The organism is Pseudidiomarina halophila (assembly GCF_003987215.1).
GTDB lineage: Bacteria > Pseudomonadota > Gammaproteobacteria > Enterobacterales > Alteromonadaceae > Pseudidiomarina > Pseudidiomarina halophila.
The window spans coordinates 530,262-553,375 of the sequence record NZ_PIPW01000002.1; the positions used below are offsets into that span (position 1 = coordinate 530,262).

Genomic DNA, 23,114 nt, shown 5'->3' on the forward strand with positions numbered 1-23,114 from the left:
CAAGGAGTTTGAAGGTGAACTATTCAAGGAGTCAGTTATTTAACACAGGATGTTTGCTACTTAGTTTGATTACCTTCCCATCGTTTGCGCTACAGGTGGACGCCGTACAGCCCTCGTCTGATCATTTAATTGTCTGTGATTCAGGTATTGATGCTACCCGTTGCCAAAGTTTTACCGATCAGCAACTGGTTGAAAGTGTGCGCGTCAGGTATGGCGATGCCGAACTGGGGAGTTGTAGTTTGAACTGCTCAGAACCTTCCCCCGCGATACCATCGTTGCGGGTGCCGATATTGATTCTTGATATAGATAATGAACAAGCCTATCGAAAGGAGGTTATTCGCGTCGAAATTTCGGGTCAAAGCACTTATTCTGTTTGGGATAAACCTGTCTTAGATTCCGACTTAGCACTGCTTACAAAAACCGTTGATGCAGTGGAGGCATTCGATGTTTTATCGATGAAGCTATCCTTTGTTCAGGACACAAGCTCATCAGAATTTAAGAATAGTTGGGGGGAAATGCCCTCGGAACTTGGAATGTCCTATGGAACGGTCAGTGACGCTGTTCTTAACAGATTAGGAAATTGTCAGACAGCTTATTCCTGGTACGATCAGCGCCTGGCCGATGAAACGCTACCATTTTGCAGTGCGTTTGTGACTCGACAACTCGATCGTATGTTTGCTGAAGCGCGAGCAAGTCGCAATTGGCTTGATCATCTGGTTGAGGTTGTCAGAGATTGGCAAATGGCAGTAAATCCATTATTTATTTCCATAAGTGTGCCGCAAGCTGACCATTTGGTTCAACGATTTCAGTTTGCAGATGGCTCACTACTTGTCATTGAAATTGAGCCCAGTGATGAAGGGAGCCCTGCAATTGCGGTTAACAAAACGAAGTCGCGAACGAGTACCGGCGAATCTTTTGAGAACTTTTCCGCACGGTTGGCAGACCTAGGTAGTGGTTCACAACTTAACCTGTCGTCTGGTGAGGCATTTGGTCTATTTGGAACCTTTGATTGTCGACATCAATTGCTAAACGCGGGCGTATTTCAAAGGTTTCGTGTCGAGATCCTTGCTGTCGATAGTGAAGGCAAACCCACCCGGGTTAATTTTGTATTGCTCTCACAAGAGTCACTCGTTGAAGAACAATTTGTGTGTGAAGCATTTTAATTTGATTTAACTGACGCGCTGCGGCCGGATTACCTCTAGGTCGCAGCTTCCTCAACATTGCGACCAAACCTCACGCACCGCGTTGTTTTTTGTTGGTCATCAGCTCATCCGCCGCTTGTGCTAAAAAATCGGATCGATCTTTGTACTCAGAATGGACCTGTACGAATGAATCGACCCGTGTCAAAAGTGTTTCAGGAAGCGTAATGTTGATGCGCTTTTGCCTTACGCGCAAAGAGTCAACGGGCACCTCTAACGCCAGCCACTCCAGACGCTCCGGGTTGTCCTCGCGGTAATTCGCTAAATCAATCTCTAAAGCACTCAGCAAATGTCCATCGCGCAACGCTTCTTCGACCATCGTTAAAATAGCTTCTTTGGCTCTAAAAATGATGTCATCGCGCTTATTAGCGGCAGAAGCACATACCATGCCCAACTTTTCAAAAACTGGCACGACAATACCCCAGGCTTCGTTTTCATTCTTTGGCGCTTCAATCCCAACTAAAAATAACATATCGCTCACTCCTAATGAGGATTAACATCAATGCCTGCGGCTCGCAAAATGGCCTTCAAAGTGCCGATGGGCAGATTTTTCTTCGGATGAGGTACGGTGAACTTAAGTCCTGTGCTTGGTGAATACCAAACCTGATGGTCTCCCTTACCTTGTCTGACAAACGTGCATCGATGACTTTTTAAAAGTCGAATAAGCTCGCGTGACTGCATACTATTCCCTTAGATTTAATTGTTTATACACACGCATGTGTAATATGTCAATATCGAGTTAAGCGTCTTGTAACCTAAGTCAAAAAGACATTTATCTGCGACATCGAGCATAGCATTCCAGTTGTATAGCTGCGGCGCATCCCGTAAGGTAAAGAGGTGCTTCACAGAAAGACTTTTTAACAAAAGAAAGGAGCGAGTTATGGCGAATGAAGGTTATCATGAACCCTATGAACTTTTGTCGGACGAAACCCGTGACATGCATCGTGCGCTGATTTCCCTCATGGAGGAGCTGGAAGCTGTCGATTGGTACAACCAACGCATTGATGTCTGCAAAGATGATGAGCTCAAGAAAATTCTGATCCACAACCGTGATGAAGAGAAAGAACATGCGGCCATGACGCTGGAATGGATTCGTCGCCGCGACAAGAAGTTTGATGAACAATTGAAAGACTACCTATTCACCGACGACGTGATAGGACATTAATAACAACAAAACCGTTATTGGCTATTTGATGTTGGTTATTAGATAGAGCGAAACGCTTTTAAACCAATAACTAATAGCGAATAGCCAATAACGCTCTTGAATTTAATGAGGAAGTTATGCGTAAAGTGAGTACTTTGGCCCTAAGCGTGGCCCTGGCCCTTGGCGTTGCAGCATGTTCACCGCAACAAAACCAAACCGAAACTGCCAGCGAACAATCTGCTGAGCAGGCACAAAAACAGTTGTCTTCAGGCCTGGACATGAGCGACTTCAACACTGAAGTCCGTCCACAAGACGACCTCTTCACCTATGTGAATGGCGGTTGGGTTGAGAAGACTGAAATTCCTGCGGACCGTTCACGGGTTGGCTCATTTAATGAGCTCCGTGATGAAAACCAGGAACGCCTGCGCAAAATTATTGAAACAGCTGCTGCGAGCTCACCAGAGCCAGGCTCTAACGCTGACAAAATCGGTGATTTTTTCAATAGCTTTATGGACGTTGAGCGCCTGAATGAGCTTGGTTATCAGCCAATTGCGGGCGATCTGGAAGCCATTAATAAATTACAGAACCACGATCAGGTGGCGGCTCACTTTGCACAACTTTCACGTTTAGGGGTCAGTTCACCCTTTGGTTTTTACGTCTACGCTGATGCGAAAAACCCTGATGTGAACACCATGTACATGTCGCAATCAGGCCTGGGCTTACCCGACCGTGATTACTACCTGAAAGACGAAGAAAAATTTGTCGAAATTCGCGATGCCTACCAGTCGTACATCGCCGATATGTTGACCTTAGTGGGCTACGAAGCAGAAGCGGCAGCAACTGCTGCTGAGAAAGTGCTTGAGCTTGAGACCAAACTGGCTGAAGTACAATGGAGCCGGGTCGAGAGCCGTAACGCTGACAACACCTACAACAAAAAGACCATGGATGAAGTGCAGGAGTTGCTGGGCGAGTTTAATTTAGGCGCGTACACAGAGGCTGCAGGTATCGCAACCGTGCAGGAAGCTGTTGTTCGTCAACCTTCATACTTCGAAGAGTTCGGTGGCATGTTTGAGAATGTACCGCTGGACACCTGGCAGGATTACATGAGCCTGCGTCTGGTTAGCAATTTCTCCAATGCATTAAGTGAAGAAATTAACGACCGTCAGTTCGCTTTCTACGGTAAAGTTTTGCGTGGTACACCAGAGCAGGAACCGCGTTGGAAGCGAGGCGTTGATGCAGCTGACAGCGCCTTAGGTGAAGTTCTTGGTCAGCTTTACGTAGCCGAATACTTCCCACCAGAAGCGAAAGATCGGATGGAAACCCTGGTCGACAACCTGATCAAAGCTTATGGTGAGTCGATTAAAGAACTCGAGTGGATGAGCGAAGAAACCAAGCAGAAAGCGTTGGAAAAACTCAGCAAGTTCACCCCTTATATCGGTTACCCGAGCGAGTGGCGCGATTATTCCGCATTAGTTGTAGCGGAAGATGATCTGGTGGGCAACTACAAGCGCTCAGCGGAATTTGACTATCAGGAAAACATCAGCAAAATCGGCGAGCCAGTGAAAGCTGAAGACTGGGGCATGACACCGCAGACGGTAAACGCTTATTACAGCCCAGTGCGTAATGAGATCGTATTCCCTGCGGGTATTCTGCAGCCGCCATTCTTTGATATGAATGCTGAAGATGCAGTGAACTATGGTGGTATTGGTGCGGTTATCGGTCACGAAATCGGTCACGGCTTTGACGACCAGGGTTCAAAATACGATGGCGACGGAAACCTGAAAAGCTGGTGGACCGATGCTGATCGCGCAGCCTTTGATGAGCGCGGCGCACAATTAGCTGCGCAATACGGTACCTATGAGCCGCTCGAAGGTGTATTCGTCAACGGTAAATTAACCCTGGGTGAGAACATCGGTGATTTGGCCGGCCTGACCATCGGTTACCGTGCTTATGTCGATTCACTGAATGGCGAGCCGTCGCCGGTACTTGATGGTTTCACCGGTGAGCAACGCGTATTCCTGGGTTGGGCGCAAGTCTGGCAAACCAAGCAACGCGACGAATACACCCGTAACCAGGTGCTGAGCGATCCGCACTCGCCAGCTTACTACCGGGTCAACGGTACTGTTGTCAATGTACCTGCGTTTTACGAAGCCTTTGACGTCAAGCCAGGAGATGACCTGTACTTGCCGCCAGAAGAGCGCGTGACTATCTGGTAGGAAATAGGTTAGACTGTCGCCATGAAAGCATTTCTTTGGTTGATTATCGTCTCATTACTTCTGGTGCCGCTTGCGGCGCCAGTTGCTGCTGCGTCTGCGTCATACGTAGAGCCAGCGAGTGAGACGGCAGTCAGCCACCATGCCAACATGGCGGCGGATCACGCCTGCTGTGATGAATCGGTAAAGGCGCAAGCAGCGTCTTTTGCCAGTCAAATGGATTGCGATGGTAGTTGTGGCGATTGCCAACACCATTGTGGTGCCAGCGCGCTAGCGTTGTTGCCAAGCTTTAGTTCAGCCGCACCTGTCAGTGAGCAGGGGCAATGGCTACTCCCTTCACGTCATTTATTAACCCGTCAGGATCGTCACGATCGTCCCCCTATGCCTGCAAACAGCTGATTAAACCTTTTTCAGTTTTTATTGCAGGAGTAAGTTATGTTTTTACAACGTTTTCTAGTGGCTGTCATTGCCATGACTCTTATGGTTTCTGCCGTTGCGGCACAAGACCATAGTGATCATTCTGAGCATCAACAACAGCAGGATTTAACCGCACCAACCCCCGCTGAGCAACAGCTAAACGATGCTGATGCTATCGAGTACGTGTGTCCGATGCACAGTCACATTGTGCGTGATGAGCCGGGTACCTGCCCGATTTGCGGTATGGATCTTGAGCCGCAGGTTCAGGTCGATGAGATTGTGGTGCAGGTCAGTGGACAAATGCAGCAAAACTTAGGCATCACCACCGCGACTGTTGCAGAAACAACCCTATGGCGCTATCTGCCGACGCTTGCCACCGTGCAATGGAACGATAATGCGCGATGGCACGTGCATCCGCGAGCCTCGGGCTGGCTGGAAGAGTTGTTTGTGCGCAGCGAGGGCGCGCAGGTGCAAGTCGGCGATCCGCTTTACAGCATTTACAGCAAAGAGCTGGTGGTCGCGCAACAAGACTTCCTGCAAACGCTGGACACCATTAACGGCTTATCCGCACAGCAAAAACAGCGGCTGATCCGCGACGGACGCTTACGGCTGGAATTGCTCGGATTATCTGCCGAACAAGTGAAAGACATCGAACAAAGTGGTGAAATTCTTTACCGCGTACCGGTGTATGCCAAGCATGCCGGCGTTGTAACAGCATTGAACGTCGCTGAAGGCATGTACGTCGAGCCGGGCGTTGAGGTGATGACAATCACCGGTGCTGACAGTGTCTGGCTGATTGCCGATGTACCTGAGCGTTATGCTGACTGGATGCGTCCAGAGGCGCCGGTTGATGTGACCTTGCCGGCGGCAGGACTCAATGCCTACGAAACTGAAATCGATTACATCTACCCGGAGCTGGATCCGGTTGCCAGAACTCAGCGGGTGCGCATCAAGCTGCCACAGGATATCGATGCTGGCAGTCTGCATGTCGGCATGCAGGCCCAGGTTGAGCTGTACGGTGGACCTAAGCGTGACGTACTGGCCGTTCCGGTGAGTTCATTGATCATGACGGGCACCAACAACCGCGTGATTGTGCAAACCGATGATCAGACCTTTGAGCAGCGTGATGTTCATGTCGGCTTGATTGTTGATGATGAAGCAGAAATTATGCATGGTTTAAGCGCCGGTGAGCGCGTGGTCACCTCAGGCCAGTTCCTGCTCGATTCCGAGGCAAGTCTTAAAGGCAGTCGCCTGAAAGGCAGCGCTGGAGGCGGTCATGCTCACTAGTGTTATTGACTGGAGTTTGCGCAATCGCATTCTCGTACTTATTGCTGCACTGCTCGCCGCCTGGTTCGGCTGGCGCGCGATGACCAGTACGCCCTTAGACGCGATACCGGATCTGTCCGACGTACAGGTTATCGTCAAAACACCTTACCCGGGACAAGCTCCGCAGTTGGTAGAAGAGCAGGTGACCTGGCCGTTGGCTAATCTGATGTTGGCCGTGCCCGGTTCGACCCAGGTTCGTGGTTACTCGTTCTTTGGCGATTCTTATCTGTACATACTGTTCGAGGAAGGTACCGATATTTACTGGGCCCGCAGCCGTGTGCTTGAGTATCTGAATCAAGCCAGTGAGCGCCTACCTGAAGGCGTGACGCCCCGACTTGGCCCTGATGCCAGTGGGGTTGGCTGGGTGTTCCAGTACGCGTTGGTGGATCGCACCGGAGAACATCATCTTGGTGAACTCACCAGTTTGCAGGACTGGTTTCTAAAGCAAGAGCTGCAAAGTGTTGCTGGTGTGTCTGAGGTTGCGACCGTCGGCGGTATGGTGCAAGCCTACCAGGTCGTGGTTGAACCGCGTCGTTTGCAGACCTATGGCCTGACTTTAGAACAGGTGCAGGACACCATTGTCGCTGCCAACCAGGAAGTCGGTGGTGGCATTGTGGAAATGGCCGAAGCTGAGTACATGGTGCGCGGCACGGGTTATATTCAGTCGCTGGAAGATTTACGCAGCTTACCGTTGCCAGTGCAAAGCGCAGCCGGCACCAATATCACGTTGGCTGACGTGGCGACGGTACGCCGTGGACCGGAAAGTCGCCGCGGTATTGCTGAACTGAACGGTGAAGGCGAAGTGGTCGGCGGCATCGTGGTGATGCGGCACGGCGAAAATGCCCTTGCCACCATCGAACGCGTGCGCGACAAATTAAAGAGCCTGCAGCAGGGGCTGCCCCCTGGGGTCGAAATCGTACCGACGTACGACCGTTCTGACCTGATTAATCGGGCAGTAGATAATCTGACCACCAAGCTGATTGAAGAAATGGGCTTTGTGGCGCTGATCACGATTTTATTTCTGCTGCATATTCGCTCTGCAATGGTGGCAATTATTACCCTGCCATTGGCGGTACTCATGAGCTTTATCGTCATGCGTGCGCTGGGTATTAATGCCAATATCATGAGCCTGGGCGGTATTGCGATTGCGATTGGTGCTTTGGTGGACGCTGCTATTGTTATGGTGGAGAACGCCCATAAACACCTGGAAAATTACCGTAATAAACATGGTGAGGAACCTAAGGGCGCCACACATTGGCAGTTGATCCGCAACGCTACCGTCGAAGTGGGACCCGCGCTGTTCCTGTCCTTGCTGATCATCACCTTAAGTTTCGTACCGGTGTTCTCGCTGGAAGCCCAGGAAGGACGCTTGTTCGCGCCGTTGGCGTACACCAAGACCTTCGCTATGGCAGCGGCGGCATTACTTGCCATTACGCTGGTGCCAGTGCTGATGGGCTATTTCGTGCGTGGCAAAATCATTAGCGAGCAACGTAACCCATTAACCCGTGCCTTGATATGGATTTACCGGCCGGTGTTGCATTGGGTATTGGCGTGGCCGAAATTGACAGTGGTCATCGCCGTGGTGGTCGCGGCAAGCGGTTACTACCCGTTAACGAAAATGGGTAGCGAGTTTATGCCGACCATGCAGGAAGGTGATTTGCTCTATATGCCAACCACACTGCCGGGTATCAGTCCGGGTGCAGTGGGCGAGTTATTGCAACGCACTGACCGCTTGATCAAGCAGGTTCCCGAAGTCGAGAGCGTATTTGGTAAAACCGGACGCGCTGATACGGCAACGGATCCGGCACCACTGACGATGCTCGAAACCACCATTCAGCTAAAACCTGAAAGCGAGTGGCGCGAGGGCATGACGCTGAATAAAATCATTGAGCAGCTGGATGCTACGGTGCGGGTACCGGGCATCACCAATGCCTGGGTGCAACCGATAAAAACCCGTATTGATATGCTCTCAACGGGTCTCAAAACACCGTTGGGTCTGAAAATTGCGGGTCCGGAACTGGCGGCTATTCAAGAAATCGGCGGTGATCTCGAAGAGCGTTTAAACAACGTTCCCGGGGTGGCTTCGGTGTTTGCTGAACGACCAGCTTCAGGGCGTTACCTGGAGATCCGACCGCGTCTGGATGAAGCAGCACGCTATGGTATCAGTCAGGCCGTCATTCAACGGGCAATTAAGTTCGCCATTGGCGGCGCTGAGATTACGGAGACCGTTGAAGGGACCGAACGTTATCCGATCACCTTGCGCTACCCGCGCGAGCTGCGTGACCACGTCGAGCAAATTAAACAACTACCTATTGCCAGTGCCAGCGGTACTTGGGTGACTCTGGAACAGGTTGCCGACGTCGAGGTTACCGTTGGTCCGGCAATGATCCGCAGTGAAAATGCGCGGCCGACGGGCTGGGTGTTTATTGATGTTGATGCGGATGTCGCCGTCGGTGACGTCATCGCCGCAGCTGAGCCGTTACTTGCTGATTATGAGCTACCACCGCGCTATTCCTTGTCGTGGTCAGGGCAATACGAATCGATGCAACGGGTCGAGGCGAAGTTAAAAGAAGTGGTGCCGGTCACTCTGGCGGTTATCCTGATCTTGCTGTATTTCACCTTCCGCTCGTTTAAACAAGCGGCACTGATCATGGCCACACTGCCATTAGCATTGACCGGTAGTCTGTGGTTCATCTGGTGGCTCGACTATAACCTGTCGATAGCGGTCATGGTGGGTATGATTGCGCTGGCTGGGGTCGCGGCAGAGTTTGGGGTGGTGATGTTGCTCTACCTCAACAATGCCTGGAAGGACCGCCAACAACACACCCGTGCGACACTTTACGACGCGATAGAAGAGGGCGCGGTGCTGCGAGTGCGGCCGAAGGCGATGACAGTGATCACTATCATTGCCGGCTTGTTGCCGATCATGCTTACTCAGGGTACGGGTAGCGAGGTCATGCAACGTATCGCAGCGCCGATGATTGGCGGCATGATATTGGCACCGTTACTGTCGTTACTGGTACTGCCAGCGGTGTACCTGTTGTGGCACCGCCGGCATTTGAGTTAGTCGCCGCTCTGAGGTACGCGCATCACCAGCGCGTACATCACCGGCACGACGATTAGCGTGAGCAGGGTGGCGAAGCCCAGGCCGAACATGATGACCACTGCCATGCTGACAAAGAAAGCATCAAATAACAGCGGCACCATGCCCAAAATCGTGGTGACCGCTGCCATCATTACCGGCCGTACGCGGCTGACCGCAGCATCTTCCAGAGCTTTTAACGCTGCTTTGCCTGACGCCAGCTCAACCCGGATTTGTTCAAGCAGCACCACACCGTTTTTAATCAGCATGCCTGACAAACTTAAGAAACCGAGCAAGGCCATAAAGCCAAAGGGCTGTCCTGATAGCGCCAGACCCAGGGTTACGCCGATAACGCTAAGCGGCACCGTGGTCCACAATACCCCGGCCTGACGGATAGAGCTAAACAACAGCACGGTGATAATAAACATCACCACAAAGGCTAACGGCAGGGCCTGAAAAACTGCCCCCGTAGCTTTTTGCGAAGCTTCATGTTCACCACCCCATTGCAGCTGATAGCCTACGGGCAGCTCGATGGCTTCAACCGCAGGACGGATGCGTTCCAGCACCATTGCCGCAGTTTCCTCACCAAAAATGTCATGATCAGCCATTACGGTTAGGGTGCGTTTGCGATCGCGGCGCAGAATCAGGTTATCTTCGGCAATCAGACGCATGTCACTGACCACCTGAGCCAGTGGGACATGCTGTTGCAATGCCTGCGAGTAAATCTGCAATTCATGCCAGTCAGAAATTTCCCGACGCTCGGCAAGGGGTGCCCGTACAACGATAGGCATTAGCTCAGTGCCGTCACGAAATAAGCCCACGGTCTGACCGCTGAAATTGCGCTTGAGTACGTCATTGACGTCAGCTTTAGTGACTCCAAGCCGACGTGCGGCGGGCTCATTGAACACCGGCTGCAATACTTTAGTGCGCTGGCGCCAGTCGTTGCGTAAATTGCGAATGCCGGGGTCTTTGGCCATGATAGCTTCCGCCTGCGCGGCCAGTCGATGCAGCACCAGCGGATCAGAGCCGCTGAAGCGCGCTTCAATTTTAGCGGTCTGCGACGGTCCCATTTCTATCGGCTTCATTTTGAATTGCACATCGGGCTGATGCTGGCGCAGGTACTCCGCCAAGCCGTCATGCACCGGCGCTAATTCTTCGTTCGACGCCGCGCGTAAAATGATTTGCCCGTAGCTTTCGTAGGACTTCTCGACCATGTAAGTCAGGGTAAAACGCGGCGCACCGCGGCCAATGGTACTCGCCACATAATCCAGCTGTGGGTAATTATCCTGCAGGTAGCTTTCAAGCTCGGCGACCTGGCGGGCAGTGGCCCGGATATCGGTGCCCTGCGGATACCAGACATCGACAAACAGCATTGGTGTGGTCGAAGGCGGGAAGAACGACTGTTTGATGGTGGTAAAGCCACCTATGGCCACAATCAGCAGCACCAACATGCCCAGCATGGTCGCCTTGCGCCATTTCAGGAACCTTTGCAGAAGTCGGCGATACCCCTGGAAAAACCAGTGCTGATACACATGGTCATCATCTTCTGGCTGTTCTTTCGCGCTTTTTGCCCGTGCGTCGCGGCGGTACAGCATATTCCCCAGAAAGGGCGTCAATGTGATGGCAGTAAACCAACTCAGGAACAGCGAAATAAACAGCACCCAGAACAGCGAATTGGCGTATTCACCACTGGCATCTTTTGACAAGCCGATGGGGGCAAAGGCAATGACAGCGACAGCCGTGGCACCAAGTAATGGCCAGATGTTTTGCTGGACGATGACACTTGCCGCCTGCAGCCGCGACAATCCGCGCCGCACCCCAACGAGCATGCCTTCGGCAATAACTATGGCGTTGTCGACCAGCATACCCAGCGCGATGATCAGCGCGCCGAGGGATACCCGCTGCAACTGAATGTCCAACAGGTACATAAAGATAAAGCTACCCAACACGGTGATCAGTAACACGCTGCCGATGAGCACACCGCTGCGCAGACCCATAGTGAGGAGCAGGGCGATGACAACAATGGCTACGGCTTCGGCAAGATTAAGCAAAAAGCTTTGTACTGACTCATCAACTTCAGCAGGCTGGTTGTAAATGTAATGCACGTCGATACCGACGGGCTGTGCGTACTTCAGCTCGGCCAGACGTTGTTCAACGCGTTGACCAACCTCCACCACATTCACGTCAGGGCCAAATGACACGCCCAACCAGAGAGAGGGCTCGCCGTTGTAGCGTACGAGATGTTCCGGAACCTCGCGGTAGTCACGCGTTACGGTAGCGACGTCGCGCAGCAATATGCGCTCATCAGCTCCCGGGTTACTGATCATCAGGTTAGCCAGGTCCTCAACCTTGTCGAACTCACCGGTGGTGTGCAAACGAATGCGTTCATCGCCACTTAACACGCGTCCCGCATCAGAGACTACATTTTGTGTTTGCAGTAAGTTCACTACCTGCTGCGGTGGAATATTGACGTTAGCGAGCTTGCTGCGGGAAATCTCGACAAATACCTGTTCCTGCTGCTCACCATCGACCAATACTTTGCCAACGCCTTCAACCAGAACCAGTTCGCGGCGCAGAAAGTCGGTGTAATCTTTGATGTCTTCATAGCTGTAACCGCTGCCGGTAACAGCGAGCATAATGCCGTAGACGTCGGCAAAGTCATCACGCACCATGGGTTGCTGAGCGCCGGGCGGTAAACGCCGGGTCACATCATTTACCTTGCGTCTTAATTCGTCCCAGATCTGGGGCATGTCATCGGCACGTAAGGTGGTCTTCATATCGATGGTGATTTGGCTGAGACCGGGCTGGGAAATCGAGCTGATGTGATCGATATTGCCGAGTTCCTGAATGGCATTTTCCAGCCGATAAGTGACTTCCTCTTCGACCTGTTGCGCCGAAGCACCGGGGTAGGCGGTAATCACCATCGCCCGTTTTAAGGTGAACTCGGGATCCTCAAGCCGACCTATGTTGGTAAGCGCTAACACACCGCCAACAAACAGTAGAATAAGGAGTAACCAGCTGGTGGTGCTACGACGAATACTATAACGGGCGATATCCATTACAGACCGCGCTCCTTAATCCATGGGCGCACCTGTTGGTCTTGTTTAAGTGCATGCACACCAGCAACGACAATTTGTTCACCCTTCTCGAGCCCTGCGGTGATTTCGATACTGGCATCCGTCACGCGGCCAACTTCAACTTCGCGTTGGCTGACGGTGCCTTGGCTGCTGCTTTCATCTGAGGGCGTATACACCCAAACGCGCTGGCTGGAATTTACCGGTGTGGTGGTGTCGGAGAATACCGCCGACGTCGGTATCAACACGCCCTGGGTTGGCTGAGTCGCAACCGCATAAGAATCGACCCTTACTGTTGCGGACATGCCTGGCAGGATGTTGAACTGCGCGGGCGTCGGCATAGTGAATACGACTTCGTAGGTGTTGGTCGCTGGATCAGCGGTGGTATCCCATTCTTTTAATTTGGCGCGGAAGCTCTGTTCAGGAGCTGAGGCGAAGATAACTTCCGGCTGGTAGTCGAGCTGGCGCTGCACCCGGGCAAACAGCTGCTCCGGCACGCGAATACTCACGTCGATGGCGTCGGCCATTTGTAACGTGGCGATGGGGCGCTGTGGTTGCACGGTTTCGAAGGCTTCAACAAAAACATGAGCAATGGTACCGGCAAAGGGAGCACGTAATTCGGTGTAGCGCAGATTAGCTTTCGCGGTTTCCAGGTTTGCCCGGGTAACCTCAAGATTGGCTTTGGTTTCATCAAACTGCTGACGGGATATCACGCCCTGTTCAACTAAACTCTCCGTGCGCTGGAATTGCGCCTGGGCAAGTTCGTAGCGCGCCTGGGCTTGATCCAGCACCAGTTGATAGTCGGTGGGATCCAACTTGGCGATCAGCTCACCTTGTTCGACGGCAGTGCCGGGCTTAATCGGGAATGCGCTGATTTCACCGCCAACCCGAAATGCCAGCTGTGCCACCTGCGCCGCTTCAATCACCGCCGGAAATTCGCGAAAACGCTGTTCGGTCAGGCTACCGACTTCGTGCAGTTTCACCGGCTGCACGACGGCGTCAGCTTGCTGTTGTGCGGGCGTAGGCTCGCAACCCGCGAGTATACTCAGGGATAGTGCGAGCACCAAACTTTGCCAGTTGTACATGGTTACCTTGTTCCTAATACGGATTCATTCGACTTGCATAAAGTGTAGACTTAAAATATATAAAGTAATACTGAATAAAAATTAAAAACACCATAAGAAAAACTAAAGCGTTACTAGTTATTAGATATTGGTTATTGGTTTGGTGTTTGGCTAATAACTGGTATCTGATAGCCAATAACGGGTTCAAGGGGTTCGATGAAACTAAACCAGTTGGAAATGCTTTTGCACCTTGCCGACACCGGGTCCGTGCAAGGTGTTGCGGAGCGAATGCACCGGACTCAGGCGGCGGTGAGCATGGGGCTAAAGCATCTCGAGGAGGACGCTGGGTTTGAATTGTTCGATCGCAGTGGCTATCGCTTAACGCTTACCGCGCGGGGGCGTCAGTTTTTGCGCCAGGCGCGGGAAGTCATTCGGCAACAACAACGGCTGCAGTCCTTAGCGCAACAACTGCAAACGGGTGCCGAACCGCAACTACGCATTGCTTATGACTACACCTGTGCACCATCGGCATTGTTTCCGGCGATGCGTGAGGTGCAAACCCAGTATCCGGCGACTGAGTTACTGCTAAGTGGTGACTCGCAGCTACGCGTATTACGGAAAATTTCGAACGGTGAAGCTGAACTGGCGCTGTCACCCTGGTTACCCATATTTCGGCAACACGGTGACTTTGAAACTATTCGGGTGCGGCCGTTCGAGTTATTAGTGGTGTGTGCGCCGGAATTGTTAGCGGGGCTTGATCGTCATCAACTGCAGCGGCACGACTTGCTGGAATTACCCATGCTGATCCCACAGAATCAGGACGTCGGGATAGATCTCGACAGCATCATCCGTATGCCGAGTAAGCAGCGTATTCGGGTCAATGATTCGATTACCCAGCGCGAGCTGTTACTGGCAGGTATGGGCTGGGGCATTATTCCCGGCGATCTAGTCGGGGATGCGCTGCAGCGTAAAGCGTTGCAGCGCATAGACATCCCCGGCTTCATTAATAACGTGAATCTAGAGGTACATTTGGTACGATCGGCCGAGCGTATAGCCGGTCCGGCGGAAGAGCTTATCTGGCGCTCCTTCGCTGCCAGCGTCTAATGCCACTTGAGCAACTTGTGTGTAGCCACTGAGCTCGCTGGCACTTGCCTCTAGCGCAGCATGTGCGCTGAGTCTGTTCTGTTCGCGCACATCAGCCAATATCGACTGTTGCGTCAGTTGCAGGTCGTGCGCAATGCTGCCGGTAAAATTCGCCGGTGCGTAGGTGTAACGGTAGATCTGCTGCGGCTGTACTTTTTCACTTTGCCCAGTGTCTACTTGCGCAATTGCTGGCGCGCTTAACGCGGTAAAGACAACAACCGCATATAATGTTTTTACAGTTTTGATGGTTGCAGTTTTCATAATAGGCCCCCTCCAGTTGACCTACCTATTAAGATAGATCGGGAATGTGAAAGGTTTATGTCAGCAACACATTTTTTAGCAACCAAGTGTAACCGGAAGTAACAAGAACGTTGTTCGTTATTCGTACGCTACGCTGTTCGTGCGCTCACTTCGTTCGCTGTTCGTTGATTTTGCGAAAAGCGAAGCGTACGAGCAGTGAGGCGTAGCCGAACGTACGAATAACGAGTAACGGGTTTGTATTCACCACATTTATGCCAAAGATTACCTTTTATGCGGTCGGATGAATTTTAATTGGGCCGCAAACCCCCTATAATTGCGCCACTTTTTCCACCCGCATAGCAAAGTAGAGGTAATCTGTGCTGCAAGACTATCGTAAGCATGTTGAAGAGCGCGCTGCTGAAGGCATCCCACCTAAGCCGTTAACGGCAGAACAAGTCGCTGATTTGGTCGAATTATTGAAAAACCCACCGGCTGGCGAAGAAGAGTTCTTAGTTGAGCTGCTGTCTGAGCGTGTGCCTCCGGGCGTTGATGAAGCAGCCTATGTTAAAGCTGGCTTCTTATCTGCCTTGGTTAAGGGTGAAGTATCCAGCCCGGTTATCAGCAAGCAGGACGCAGTAAAATTGCTGGGCAATATGCATGGCGGTTACAACATCGTGACGCTGGTCGATTTGTTAGATGATGCTGAGCTGGGCGAACTTGCGGCTTACGAGCTGAAACATACTTTGTTGATGTTCGATGCCTTCCATGACGTTGAAGAGAAAATGAACGCGGGCAACGCGCTGGCAAAAGAAGTGGTTGAATCCTGGGCCAACGCTGAATGGTTCACCAGCCGCAATGAAATGCCTGAGCAAATCAAAGCCACTGTATTTAAAGTGACTGGCGAAACCAATACCGATGATTTGTCACCGGCACCTGATGCGTGGTCACGTCCGGACATTCCTTTGCACGCTAAAGCCATGTACAAAATGCCACGTGAAGGTGTTACTGACGCGGCGAAACAGATTGAAGAACTGAAAGCCAAAGGTCATCCGGTTGCCTTCGTTGGCGACGTGGTCGGTACCGGCTCTTCACGTAAGTCAGCGACCAACTCGGTGCTGTGGTTCATTGGTGAAGACATGCCTGGGACGCCTAACAAGCGTGCTGGCGGTATCTGTATTGGTGGCAAAGTTGCACCGATCTTCTTCAACACGATGAAAGACGCGGGTGCGTTGGTGTTTGAAGCTGACGTTGAAAAAATGGATATGGGTGATGTGATCACCATTTATCCTTATGCCGGCAAAATTGAAAACGAAGCGGGCGATGTCATTGCTGAGTACGATTACGCTTCACGCGTCATTCTTGACGAAGTGCGTGCTGGTGGCCGGATCAACCTGATCATCGGTCGTGGTCTGACTGAAAAAGCCCGCGAATCATTAGGCCTGGGCCGTTCAGAGTTATTCCTGAAGCCGGAGCAGCCGACAGACACTGGTAAAGGCTATACCTTAGCGCAAAAAATGGTGGGTAAAGCCTGTGGTATGGACGGCGTACGTCCAGGCACCTATTGCGAACCGAAAATGACCACCGTAGGCTCTCAGGACACTACCGGTCCTATGACCCGTGATGAGCTGAAAGATCTGGCGTGTCTGGGCTTCACTGCTGATTTAACTATGCAGTCATTCTGTCATACCGCTGCGTATCCTAAGCCTGTTGATATTGACACACAACACACTCTGCCAGACTTCATCATGAACCGTGGCGGTGTGTCACTGCGCCCAGGTGACGGTATCATCCACAGCTGGCTGAACCGCATGTTGTTGCCAGACACAGTGGGTACCGGCGGCGATTCGCACACGCGTTTCCCGTTGGGTATCTCATTCCCTGCCGGTTCAGGGTTGGTCGCTTTCGCGGCGGCAACCGGTGTTATGCCGTTGGATATGCCTGAGTCAGTGCTGGTACGTTTCAAAGGTGAGATGCAACCAGGTATTACGTTGCGCGACCTGGTTCACGCGATTCCGGCGTTCGCCATTAAAGAAGGCCTGCTGACGGTTGAGAAACGCGGTAAGAAAAACGCCTTCTCTGGTCGTATTCTGGAAATCGAAGGTCTTGACCATTTAACCGTCGAGCAAGCCTTTGAGCTGTCTGATGCATCTGCTGAGCGTTCTGCTGCGGGTTGTACCATCAATTTGTCAGAAGAATCAGTGGCGGAATACCTGCGTTCTAACATCACCATGTTGCGTTGGATGATCAACGAAGGTTACGGCGATGTGCGTACCCTTGAGCGTCGTGCGCAGAAGATGGAAGATTGGCTGGCGAACCCGTCGCTGATGCGTGCTGATGCTGATGCAGAATACGCTGAAGTGATTGAAATTGATCTGGCTGAGATTCGTGAGCCGATCGTTTGTTGTCCGAACGATCCAGACGATGCCAAGTTCTTGAGCGAAGTTGCTGGCGATAAAGTCGACGAAGTGTTTATCGGTTCGTGCATGACCAACATCGGTCACTTCCGTGCAGCAGGTAAGTTGCTGGAGAAAAATACTGCGGAGCTGAACACGCGTCTGTGGATTGCGCCGCCGACCAAAATGGACGAAGCGCAGCTGCGCGAAGAAGGCTACTACAACATCTACGCCAATAACGGTGTTCGCACCGAAATGCCAGGCTGTTCACTGTGTATGGGTAACCAGGCACGGGTAGAGCCGGGCGCGACCGTGTTGTCGACTTCAACGCGTAACTTCCCGAACCGCTTGGGTGATGGCGCCAATGTTTACCTGACCTCTGCTGAACTTGCAGCAGTGGGTGCAATTTTAGGTAAATTGCCAACGCCAGCTGAGTACCTGGAGTACGCGTCGGACATCAACTCGATGGCCGGTGAAGTCTACAAGTATCTCAACTTCGACCAGATGGACGCTTTCCGCGCCGCCGAAAAAGCCGCCAAAGCCAACATCATCCCCACCATCAAAGTCGCCTAACCCCAGAAGGGGCAGCCCTTACAATGTAAAGATGGTTTTAAAAGGAGGGGCTGCCCCTCCTTTTTTGTGCCTGCCATTCCAGCAGGGGCAGCCCCTCTTATTTTTTTACGAATAAATGAGTTAAATCTGAGTCAATCGTGAGTCTTTTTCGTGCGTGTAAAGTGAAGTCAATATTGAAGTAAAGAATGGAGTATTTAGTGAGTTATTAATGAGTTCAGTATGAACGAAGTTAGACTTCGAATTTAACTCAATAAAGAATGCACTGTTCATTCTTTTGAATAGCAGATCTATCCCCAGCAGGCCATAGTGAATGGGTGAGCTCATGGCAATCATTTCATCAAGTACGGGTTTTAACTTACGTAGTTGTTGCTGAATACTAGATAGCTTTTTATCGGCATCGGGCAGTTCGGTGATGCGCTTCATCTTAATAGGGCTATCCGGTTGGTGATAGCCACGGTGGTCGACCTGTGTTGCGAAATCTATGCTTTTGTCGTTATAGGGCGTGCCGTGGATCATGACGAAACCATCATCGAAAACATATAGCTTTTTGTCGTGAATGAAGACATAAGCGCGAGCGGTATACTTACGGCCCTCGTACAGTTCTATTTCATCGACTTGCTCTTGAATGAAATGAAACTTCGGCAGCTCCAGACTTTTCAGTGACTCGTTCGTATGACAGGTAATCCCCCGACCGCCAGTCATATGGGTTGGTTTGACGAACCAAATAGCATCAGCTTTGGTGCGACTGGCTAATGCATCAGCAACCGAAAAATAACTTCGCGGAAAAACATCCGTGATACCAAGCTCGTCAACCCGCTTGGCGATATATCCTTTGTTCTCAAAGCGTTGAATTGTCTTGTAATCAAGCAGCTGAAAGTGCTCTGAAGTAATCTGTGGATTTACGCCGTAATAGTTATCCCAATAGCTGAACGGTCGCAAGTGGCGATAGGGTAGCAGTTTCCCGCTAACCTGTTTAAAAGCAGCTTGTATGTTACTGCTGGCGCGGTTGGTTATAATTTCCGGGCTTACGTGCATCAATCGAATCTCATGGGAAAACAGCAAGATACTAGCATAACAATAGATATTGTCTTACGCTTGATGTTGACAATTTGTGGGTATCCCGTAAGTCTAAAGCAAACATAACCCGAATAAAAAGGAAATTAATGATGGAACCTGTGCAAGAAACAACCGTAATTACCGGGCCAAGCCAGGAAGACCGTACTTATGCGATGTTACTACATCTCTCGCAGTTTACTGGCTACCTGATTCCATTTGCTGGACTACTTGTGCCGTTAGTGATGTGGTTAATGAAAAAAGATACGAACCCCTATATCGACGCGCATGGGAAAGTGGTTTTTAACTGGATCCTTTCTGCTCTTATCTGGGGTGTGATAGGTGTGATATTAAGCTTTGTCGTTATCGGCATTTTCTTACTGATTGCGCTGGCTATTTGCCACATTATCTTTGCCATTGTAGGCGCGATTCGAGCCAATGATGGTATCGTCCGAAATTATCCATTGACCATTAAGTTCTTCAAAGTCTGATGCTAAGAAGGGGCAGCCCCCTTTATTTGCAGGCATAAAAAAAGGAGGGGCAGCCCCTCCTTTGAAAACAGTCTTTACAATGTAAGGGCTGCCCCTTCTAAACTTGTGAGTCGATCCAGGTGCGGATTTCCTGCTCGAGTACGTCGAGCGGTATGCTGCCGTTTTTCAGAACTTGGTAGTGGAACTCGCGAATGTCGAATTTTCCACCTAAGGCAGCTTCAGCTTCGGCGCGCAATGAGCGAATCAAGATTTCTCCGAGTTTGTAGGAGAGCGCCTGACCTGGCCAGGTGATGTAACGGTCGATCTCGGTGCGCACGTTATGCAAGCTCAGCGCGGTATTCGCAGCCATGAACTCCATAGCCCTGGCGCGGCTCCAGCCCATTGAGTGCATACCCGTGTCAACGACCAGACGCGCGGCGCGCCACATTTCGTAGCTTAAACGGCCAAAATTGCTGTAGGGGTCCTGATAAAACCCAGCTTCCAGACCCAGCCACTCAGAATACAGACCCCAGCCTTCACCGAAAGCAGAAATGTAGGTACGCTGACGGTAACTGGGTACATCTTCCATTTCACGGGCCAGGGCGCCTTGCAAGTGATGGCCCGGCACCGCTTCGTGTAAGGTCAAAGCTTCGAGTTGGTACAAGGGCCGGCGGTCAAGCGCGTAGGTATTCACCCAGTAGAAGCTGGCGCGGTCATCACGCGACGTCCCGGCGTAGCGGCCAGTGGTGTACTTCGGTGCAATCTCAGCCGGCACCGGTGCTATACCGTAAGGTTGCCGTGGCAGATGTTTAAAGAACTTCGGCAGCTCACCATCCATACGTTTAGCGATGTACGATGCTTCTTTCAGCAACTCCTCGGCAGACGAAGGGTAGAAACGCGGATCCGTACGCAGGAACTCGACAAACTCGTCAAAGCTGCCGTCGGAGCCTGATTGCTCAATCACCACCGCCATTTCATTGCGGATACGTGCAACTTCGGCCAGCCCTATCTCGTGAATTTCGGCGGGGGTCATCGACAGAGTGGTAAAGTGTTCGATTCTGTTCTGGTAATACGCATCACCATTGGGTAGCGCACTTGCGCCCACGGTCTCGCGACAGTTGGGTAAGTAGTCCATCACCATAAAATCGAAGTAGCTTTGATAAGCCGGTATCACCTCATCGTCAATAACCTGCGCTGCTTCAGCCTGCAGTGACGCCCATTGCTCATCATCGATAAATGCTGGTTGCTGCAATAGCGGTTCAAAGAAAACGCTTTGAATAGGGTCTTGCACAATAAATGCAGCAATACTGTCTTCAAATCCCATCATGGCCGCGCGTGGTTGAGTGTAACCTTCGTCCAGAGCGCGTTCGAGCCAGGCGGTTTGCTCGTCCATATAACGTGGGATCGTCGCCAGCTTAGCGACATAATTCTGATAATCTTCATAGCTGCGCAAGGCCGTATTGCGCACCATAAACGACAATGAGCTGTGGAATCCGCCTTCGGCATTTAGCGGCATGTAGTGCTCTTTGTAGTCGTAGGCATCAACTTCATTTTGCAAGCGATAGGTCAGCATGCGCCAGTTAATATAGGCTTGACGCGACAGTGCGTCTGTATCGATGCTTTGCAGCTCATTGAGCCATGCCCGCTGCTGTTCAGCGCGGGCGGCAACGGCTTCGGGAGTCATGCTGGGTAGCGCGGCGTCAAGGTTTTCACTGCCCACAGGATTTTGCATCCCCTCCCAGATACGTTCGGCCATTGCGGTAAAACGCTGATCTTCACTTGCGACGGTGCTGGTTTCTGCCGCAGCAGCTGACGCATCGGCACCTGAAGTTGTAGCGCAGCCGCCTAAAAGCATGGCCAACGAGGCGGCCATCAAAGTAGTTGTAAATCGCTGTGGTAGTCCCATAATAACTCCGCTTAAATTCTCATTTTTTTAGATAATCTTTGCTAAACTGACAAGCATTGTATGCCAGTTGGTAAGCAGCGCAAGTTGGTTGCGACCAAGCTGCATGGTTTTTCGAGCAAGTACCGATAAAAATAACGATTACAAACCGGTGAGGGTAGGCATGGCACAAGCGCAAAAAGGCATCTTTGCAGAGCCAAATTTGCATGGCTTAACACTATCATTGAACGTAATGACCGATGATGTTGAGAGTGTGCGACGTAAGTTAGCCCAAATTCCAGCGTTGCTCAATGAGCTCGATGAACGTTTTTCCGAAGCTTTACTCAGTGGTTACGTTGCCATCGGCAGCGATTATTGGGACATTCTTTACCCGCAGCAGCGACCTTCTCAGCTGGGTAACTTCCCTGACCTGCGTGATGGTGATCGTCAGGCTCCGCGCGAGCCGGTTGATCTGTTGCTCACGGTGCGCTCAGATCGTTTCGATGTAAATTATCACAGCGCGCGGGCGTTACTCGAGTGGCTGGGGCATGACGTGGAACTCACCGAACAATTGCCCACCTTCAGATTTATGGACGGCCGCGATCTGACCGGCTTCATCGATGCGCCGGAAAATCCGCGCGGCATCCGCCGACGCCAACTCGCGCTGATTCATGCCGATGATGATCCGGTATTCGCTGGCGGCAGTTATTTGTATGTGCAAAAGTTTCGTCACGACCTGCGGCGCTGGGAACAATTGACGCAAGAAATGCAGGAATTCGTTATCGGTCGTAAGAAGCTGACCGGCGAGCGCATCAGTGAAGCGGTGCTACAGATGGTGTCTCACACCCAAAAAGCCAAACTTCAGAATGAACAAGAGCAGCCGCTGAGCATGTTGCGACAGAACATGCCATGGGGAGATATGCGCGAGCAGGGCTTGCTGGCAATGTATTTTTCGGGGCATTCACGGGACGTGCTGCAATGGCTGAAACAACGCTACATTGCCGATGAAAATGGCGATTACGACCCTTTGCTGGATTACACAGAAGCGGTTAGTAATGCGGCTTTTTTTGCCCCCTCCGTCGATTTCCTGACACAGTAGCCCGTAGTTCTACTACGGGTAAAACCTGCCGGCACCATCCATTGTTATGCCGTGACCGGTAGACACTGCTCATTTTTATAGTTTCACCCGTAGTAGAACTACGGGCTACACCTACACCTACACCTACACCACATTTTCAAAGAGTTCGGTGACTTTTTGCAGGGTGAAGTCGATATCTGAAACTTTTACCGGTGCAATAAAAATGGTGTCGTCGCCGGCAATAGTGCCGAGCACGCCTTCCTTTTTTCCGACCGAATCAAGCAAGCGCGCAATCAGCTGTGCAGCACCCGGAGAAGTGCGAATGATGACCATCACGTCGTTATGCTGAATATCCAGAACTAACTGCGATAGCGGTGCGCGGGTCGAAGGAATACCAAGCTCCGCAGGCAAACAGTAAACCATTTCCTGGCGCGCGTTACGGGTGCGCACAGCGCCATACTTACTAAGTAAACGTGAGACTTTCGATTGACTGATGTTATCGAAACCACGTTCCTTCATGGCATCAACGATTTCACTTTGCGAGCCATAACGTTCTTCTTTTAGCAGCCCTTTAAAAACATCGATCATCAATTCTGATTTCGCTTGAGTCATGGTGCGAAGTGACCTCTTAAGTTCATTCCGGTAAGCCAGGCAAGCGCAAGCCAACCCGTTGAAAGGTCAGTCTATCGCAAAAGCCGTAAAACGCCTAGCCAGAGCGGTCTCGGTTGTAATTTGGGCAGTTTTGCAGTAGTCTTTTGGCACC

Annotated in this window: 18 protein-coding genes; 10 read left to right on the forward strand and 8 right to left on the reverse strand. The window is 51.4% G+C overall.

Annotation, left to right across the window (positions count from 1 at the left end):
• Window positions 1-14 precede the first annotated feature (14 nt).
• Window positions 15-1,163, forward strand: coding sequence for a hypothetical protein (locus tag CWI69_RS08510; protein ID WP_126763752.1), 1,149 nt, complete (start codon window positions 15-17; stop codon window positions 1,161-1,163).
• A gap of 70 nt (window positions 1,164-1,233) precedes the next feature.
• Here the strand turns inward: CWI69_RS08510 and CWI69_RS08515 are convergent, their stop codons facing one another.
• Together CWI69_RS08515 and CWI69_RS08520 are read right to left on the reverse strand one after the other, a co-directional pair.
• Complete coding sequence (locus CWI69_RS08515) at window positions 1,234-1,671, reverse strand: type II toxin-antitoxin system HicB family antitoxin (RefSeq protein ID WP_126763754.1); 438 nt, start codon at window positions 1,669-1,671, stop codon at window positions 1,234-1,236.
• Window positions 1,672-1,682: 11 nt separating this feature from the next.
• Complete coding sequence (locus CWI69_RS08520) at window positions 1,683-1,880, reverse strand: type II toxin-antitoxin system HicA family toxin (protein ID WP_126763756.1); 198 nt, start codon at window positions 1,878-1,880, stop codon at window positions 1,683-1,685.
• 199 nt (window positions 1,881-2,079) lie between these two features.
• Between CWI69_RS08520 and CWI69_RS08525 the strand changes: the two genes are divergently transcribed.
• The 5 genes from CWI69_RS08525 (at window position 2,080) to CWI69_RS08545 (ending at window position 9,366) form a co-directional block, all read left to right on the forward strand.
• Window positions 2,080-2,364: an encapsulin-associated ferritin-like protein gene (locus CWI69_RS08525; protein WP_126763758.1), complete on the forward strand. Its 285-nt coding sequence runs from the start codon at window positions 2,080-2,082 to the stop codon at window positions 2,362-2,364.
• Window positions 2,365-2,480: 116 nt separating this feature from the next.
• The gene (locus tag CWI69_RS08530; protein WP_126763760.1) at window positions 2,481-4,559 is read left to right on the forward strand and encodes a M13 family metallopeptidase; all 2,079 of its coding nucleotides are present in this window, start codon (window positions 2,481-2,483) and stop codon (window positions 4,557-4,559) included.
• 21 nt (window positions 4,560-4,580) lie between these two features.
• The gene (locus tag CWI69_RS08535) at window positions 4,581-4,955 is read left to right on the forward strand and encodes a hypothetical protein (protein WP_126763762.1); all 375 of its coding nucleotides are present in this window, start codon (window positions 4,581-4,583) and stop codon (window positions 4,953-4,955) included.
• A gap of 36 nt (window positions 4,956-4,991) precedes the next feature.
• Window positions 4,992-6,260, forward strand: coding sequence for an efflux RND transporter periplasmic adaptor subunit (locus tag CWI69_RS08540; RefSeq protein WP_126763763.1), 1,269 nt, complete (start codon window positions 4,992-4,994; stop codon window positions 6,258-6,260).
• Complete coding sequence (locus CWI69_RS08545) at window positions 6,250-9,366, forward strand: efflux RND transporter permease subunit (RefSeq protein WP_126763765.1); 3,117 nt, start codon at window positions 6,250-6,252, stop codon at window positions 9,364-9,366. The genes CWI69_RS08540 and CWI69_RS08545 overlap by 11 nt, the downstream gene beginning before the upstream one ends.
• Here the strand turns inward: CWI69_RS08545 and CWI69_RS08550 are convergent.
• The gene (locus CWI69_RS08550) at window positions 9,363-12,440 is read right to left on the reverse strand and encodes an efflux RND transporter permease subunit (protein ID WP_126763767.1); all 3,078 of its coding nucleotides are present in this window, start codon (window positions 12,438-12,440) and stop codon (window positions 9,363-9,365) included. The genes CWI69_RS08545 and CWI69_RS08550 overlap by 4 nt on opposite strands.
• A complete protein-coding gene (locus tag CWI69_RS08555) occupies window positions 12,440-13,540 on the reverse strand; it encodes an efflux RND transporter periplasmic adaptor subunit (protein ID WP_126763769.1) in 1,101 nt (366 codons plus the stop codon). Before CWI69_RS08555 ends, CWI69_RS08550 begins: the two co-directional genes overlap by 1 nt.
• Window positions 13,541-13,735: 195 nt before the next feature.
• On the opposite strand from CWI69_RS08555, the gene CWI69_RS08560 reads away from it, so the two are divergent.
• Window positions 13,736-14,623 carry a LysR family transcriptional regulator gene (locus tag CWI69_RS08560; protein ID WP_126763771.1) on the forward strand — a complete coding sequence of 296 codons (888 nt, stop codon included), beginning with the start codon at window positions 13,736-13,738 and terminating at the stop codon, window positions 14,621-14,623.
• On the opposite strand, the gene CWI69_RS08565 is transcribed toward CWI69_RS08560, so the two are convergent.
• Window positions 14,537-14,923 (reverse strand): hypothetical protein, encoded by a 387-nt coding sequence (locus CWI69_RS08565; RefSeq protein WP_126763773.1) that lies wholly within the window; start codon window positions 14,921-14,923, stop codon window positions 14,537-14,539. The two genes, CWI69_RS08560 and CWI69_RS08565, sit on opposite strands and share 87 nt — an antisense overlap.
• Before the next feature lie 356 nt (window positions 14,924-15,279).
• Here CWI69_RS08565 and acnB point away from each other — a divergent pair, with 356 nt between their 5' ends.
• Window positions 15,280-17,868, forward strand: a complete 2,589-nt coding sequence (gene acnB, locus CWI69_RS08570) for a bifunctional aconitate hydratase 2/2-methylisocitrate dehydratase (protein WP_126763774.1) — start codon at window positions 15,280-15,282, stop codon at window positions 17,866-17,868.
• Between the two features lie 120 nt (window positions 17,869-17,988).
• Here acnB and CWI69_RS08575 read toward each other — a convergent pair whose 3' ends face one another.
• The gene (locus CWI69_RS08575; RefSeq protein ID WP_241971080.1) at window positions 17,989-18,903 is read right to left on the reverse strand and encodes a tubulin--tyrosine ligase family protein; all 915 of its coding nucleotides are present in this window, start codon (window positions 18,901-18,903) and stop codon (window positions 17,989-17,991) included.
• Between the two features lie 128 nt (window positions 18,904-19,031).
• On the opposite strand from CWI69_RS08575, the gene CWI69_RS08580 reads away from it, so the two are divergent.
• Window positions 19,032-19,412 (forward strand): DUF4870 domain-containing protein, encoded by a 381-nt coding sequence (locus tag CWI69_RS08580; protein WP_241971070.1) that lies wholly within the window; start codon window positions 19,032-19,034, stop codon window positions 19,410-19,412.
• A gap of 97 nt (window positions 19,413-19,509) precedes the next feature.
• Here CWI69_RS08580 and CWI69_RS08585 read toward each other — a convergent pair whose 3' ends face one another.
• The gene (locus CWI69_RS08585; RefSeq protein WP_241971071.1) at window positions 19,510-21,297 is read right to left on the reverse strand and encodes a DUF885 domain-containing protein; all 1,788 of its coding nucleotides are present in this window, start codon (window positions 21,295-21,297) and stop codon (window positions 19,510-19,512) included.
• Between the two features lie 160 nt (window positions 21,298-21,457).
• On the opposite strand from CWI69_RS08585, the gene CWI69_RS08590 reads away from it, so the two are divergent.
• Window positions 21,458-22,372: a Dyp-type peroxidase gene (locus CWI69_RS08590; protein ID WP_126763776.1), complete on the forward strand. Its 915-nt coding sequence runs from the start codon at window positions 21,458-21,460 to the stop codon at window positions 22,370-22,372.
• Window positions 22,373-22,495: 123 nt separating this feature from the next.
• On the opposite strand, the gene argR is transcribed toward CWI69_RS08590, so the two are convergent.
• Window positions 22,496-22,963 carry a transcriptional regulator ArgR gene (gene argR, locus CWI69_RS08595; protein WP_126763777.1) on the reverse strand — a complete coding sequence of 156 codons (468 nt, stop codon included), beginning with the start codon at window positions 22,961-22,963 and terminating at the stop codon, window positions 22,496-22,498.
• Window positions 22,964-23,114 lie beyond the last annotated feature (151 nt).

Coding starts and splice junctions, on each gene's coding strand:
- CWI69_RS08575 (WP_241971080.1), bottom strand. CDS start 18,903: ATGCACGTAAGCCCGGAAATTATAACCAACCGCGCCAGCAGTAACATA.
- argR (WP_126763777.1), bottom strand. CDS start 22,963: ATGACTCAAGCGAAATCAGAATTGATGATCGATGTTTTTAAAGGGCTG.
- CWI69_RS08560 (WP_126763771.1), top strand. CDS start 13,736: ATGAAACTAAACCAGTTGGAAATGCTTTTGCACCTTGCCGACACCGGG.
- CWI69_RS08515 (WP_126763754.1), bottom strand. CDS start 1,671: ATGTTATTTTTAGTTGGGATTGAAGCGCCAAAGAATGAAAACGAAGCC.
- CWI69_RS08590 (WP_126763776.1), top strand. CDS start 21,458: ATGGCACAAGCGCAAAAAGGCATCTTTGCAGAGCCAAATTTGCATGGC.
- CWI69_RS08580 (WP_241971070.1), top strand. CDS start 19,032: ATGATGGAACCTGTGCAAGAAACAACCGTAATTACCGGGCCAAGCCAG.
- CWI69_RS08540 (WP_126763763.1), top strand. CDS start 4,992: ATGTTTTTACAACGTTTTCTAGTGGCTGTCATTGCCATGACTCTTATG.
- CWI69_RS08585 (WP_241971071.1), bottom strand. CDS start 21,297: ATGGGACTACCACAGCGATTTACAACTACTTTGATGGCCGCCTCGTTG.
- CWI69_RS08565 (WP_126763773.1), bottom strand. CDS start 14,923: ATGAAAACTGCAACCATCAAAACTGTAAAAACATTATATGCGGTTGTT.
- CWI69_RS08535 (WP_126763762.1), top strand. CDS start 4,581: ATGAAAGCATTTCTTTGGTTGATTATCGTCTCATTACTTCTGGTGCCG.
- CWI69_RS08520 (WP_126763756.1), bottom strand. CDS start 1,880: ATGCAGTCACGCGAGCTTATTCGACTTTTAAAAAGTCATCGATGCACG.
- CWI69_RS08555 (WP_126763769.1), bottom strand. CDS start 13,540: ATGTACAACTGGCAAAGTTTGGTGCTCGCACTATCCCTGAGTATACTC.
- CWI69_RS08525 (WP_126763758.1), top strand. CDS start 2,080: ATGGCGAATGAAGGTTATCATGAACCCTATGAACTTTTGTCGGACGAA.
- CWI69_RS08545 (WP_126763765.1), top strand. CDS start 6,250: ATGCTCACTAGTGTTATTGACTGGAGTTTGCGCAATCGCATTCTCGTA.
- CWI69_RS08530 (WP_126763760.1), top strand. CDS start 2,481: ATGCGTAAAGTGAGTACTTTGGCCCTAAGCGTGGCCCTGGCCCTTGGC.
- CWI69_RS08550 (WP_126763767.1), bottom strand. CDS start 12,440: ATGGATATCGCCCGTTATAGTATTCGTCGTAGCACCACCAGCTGGTTA.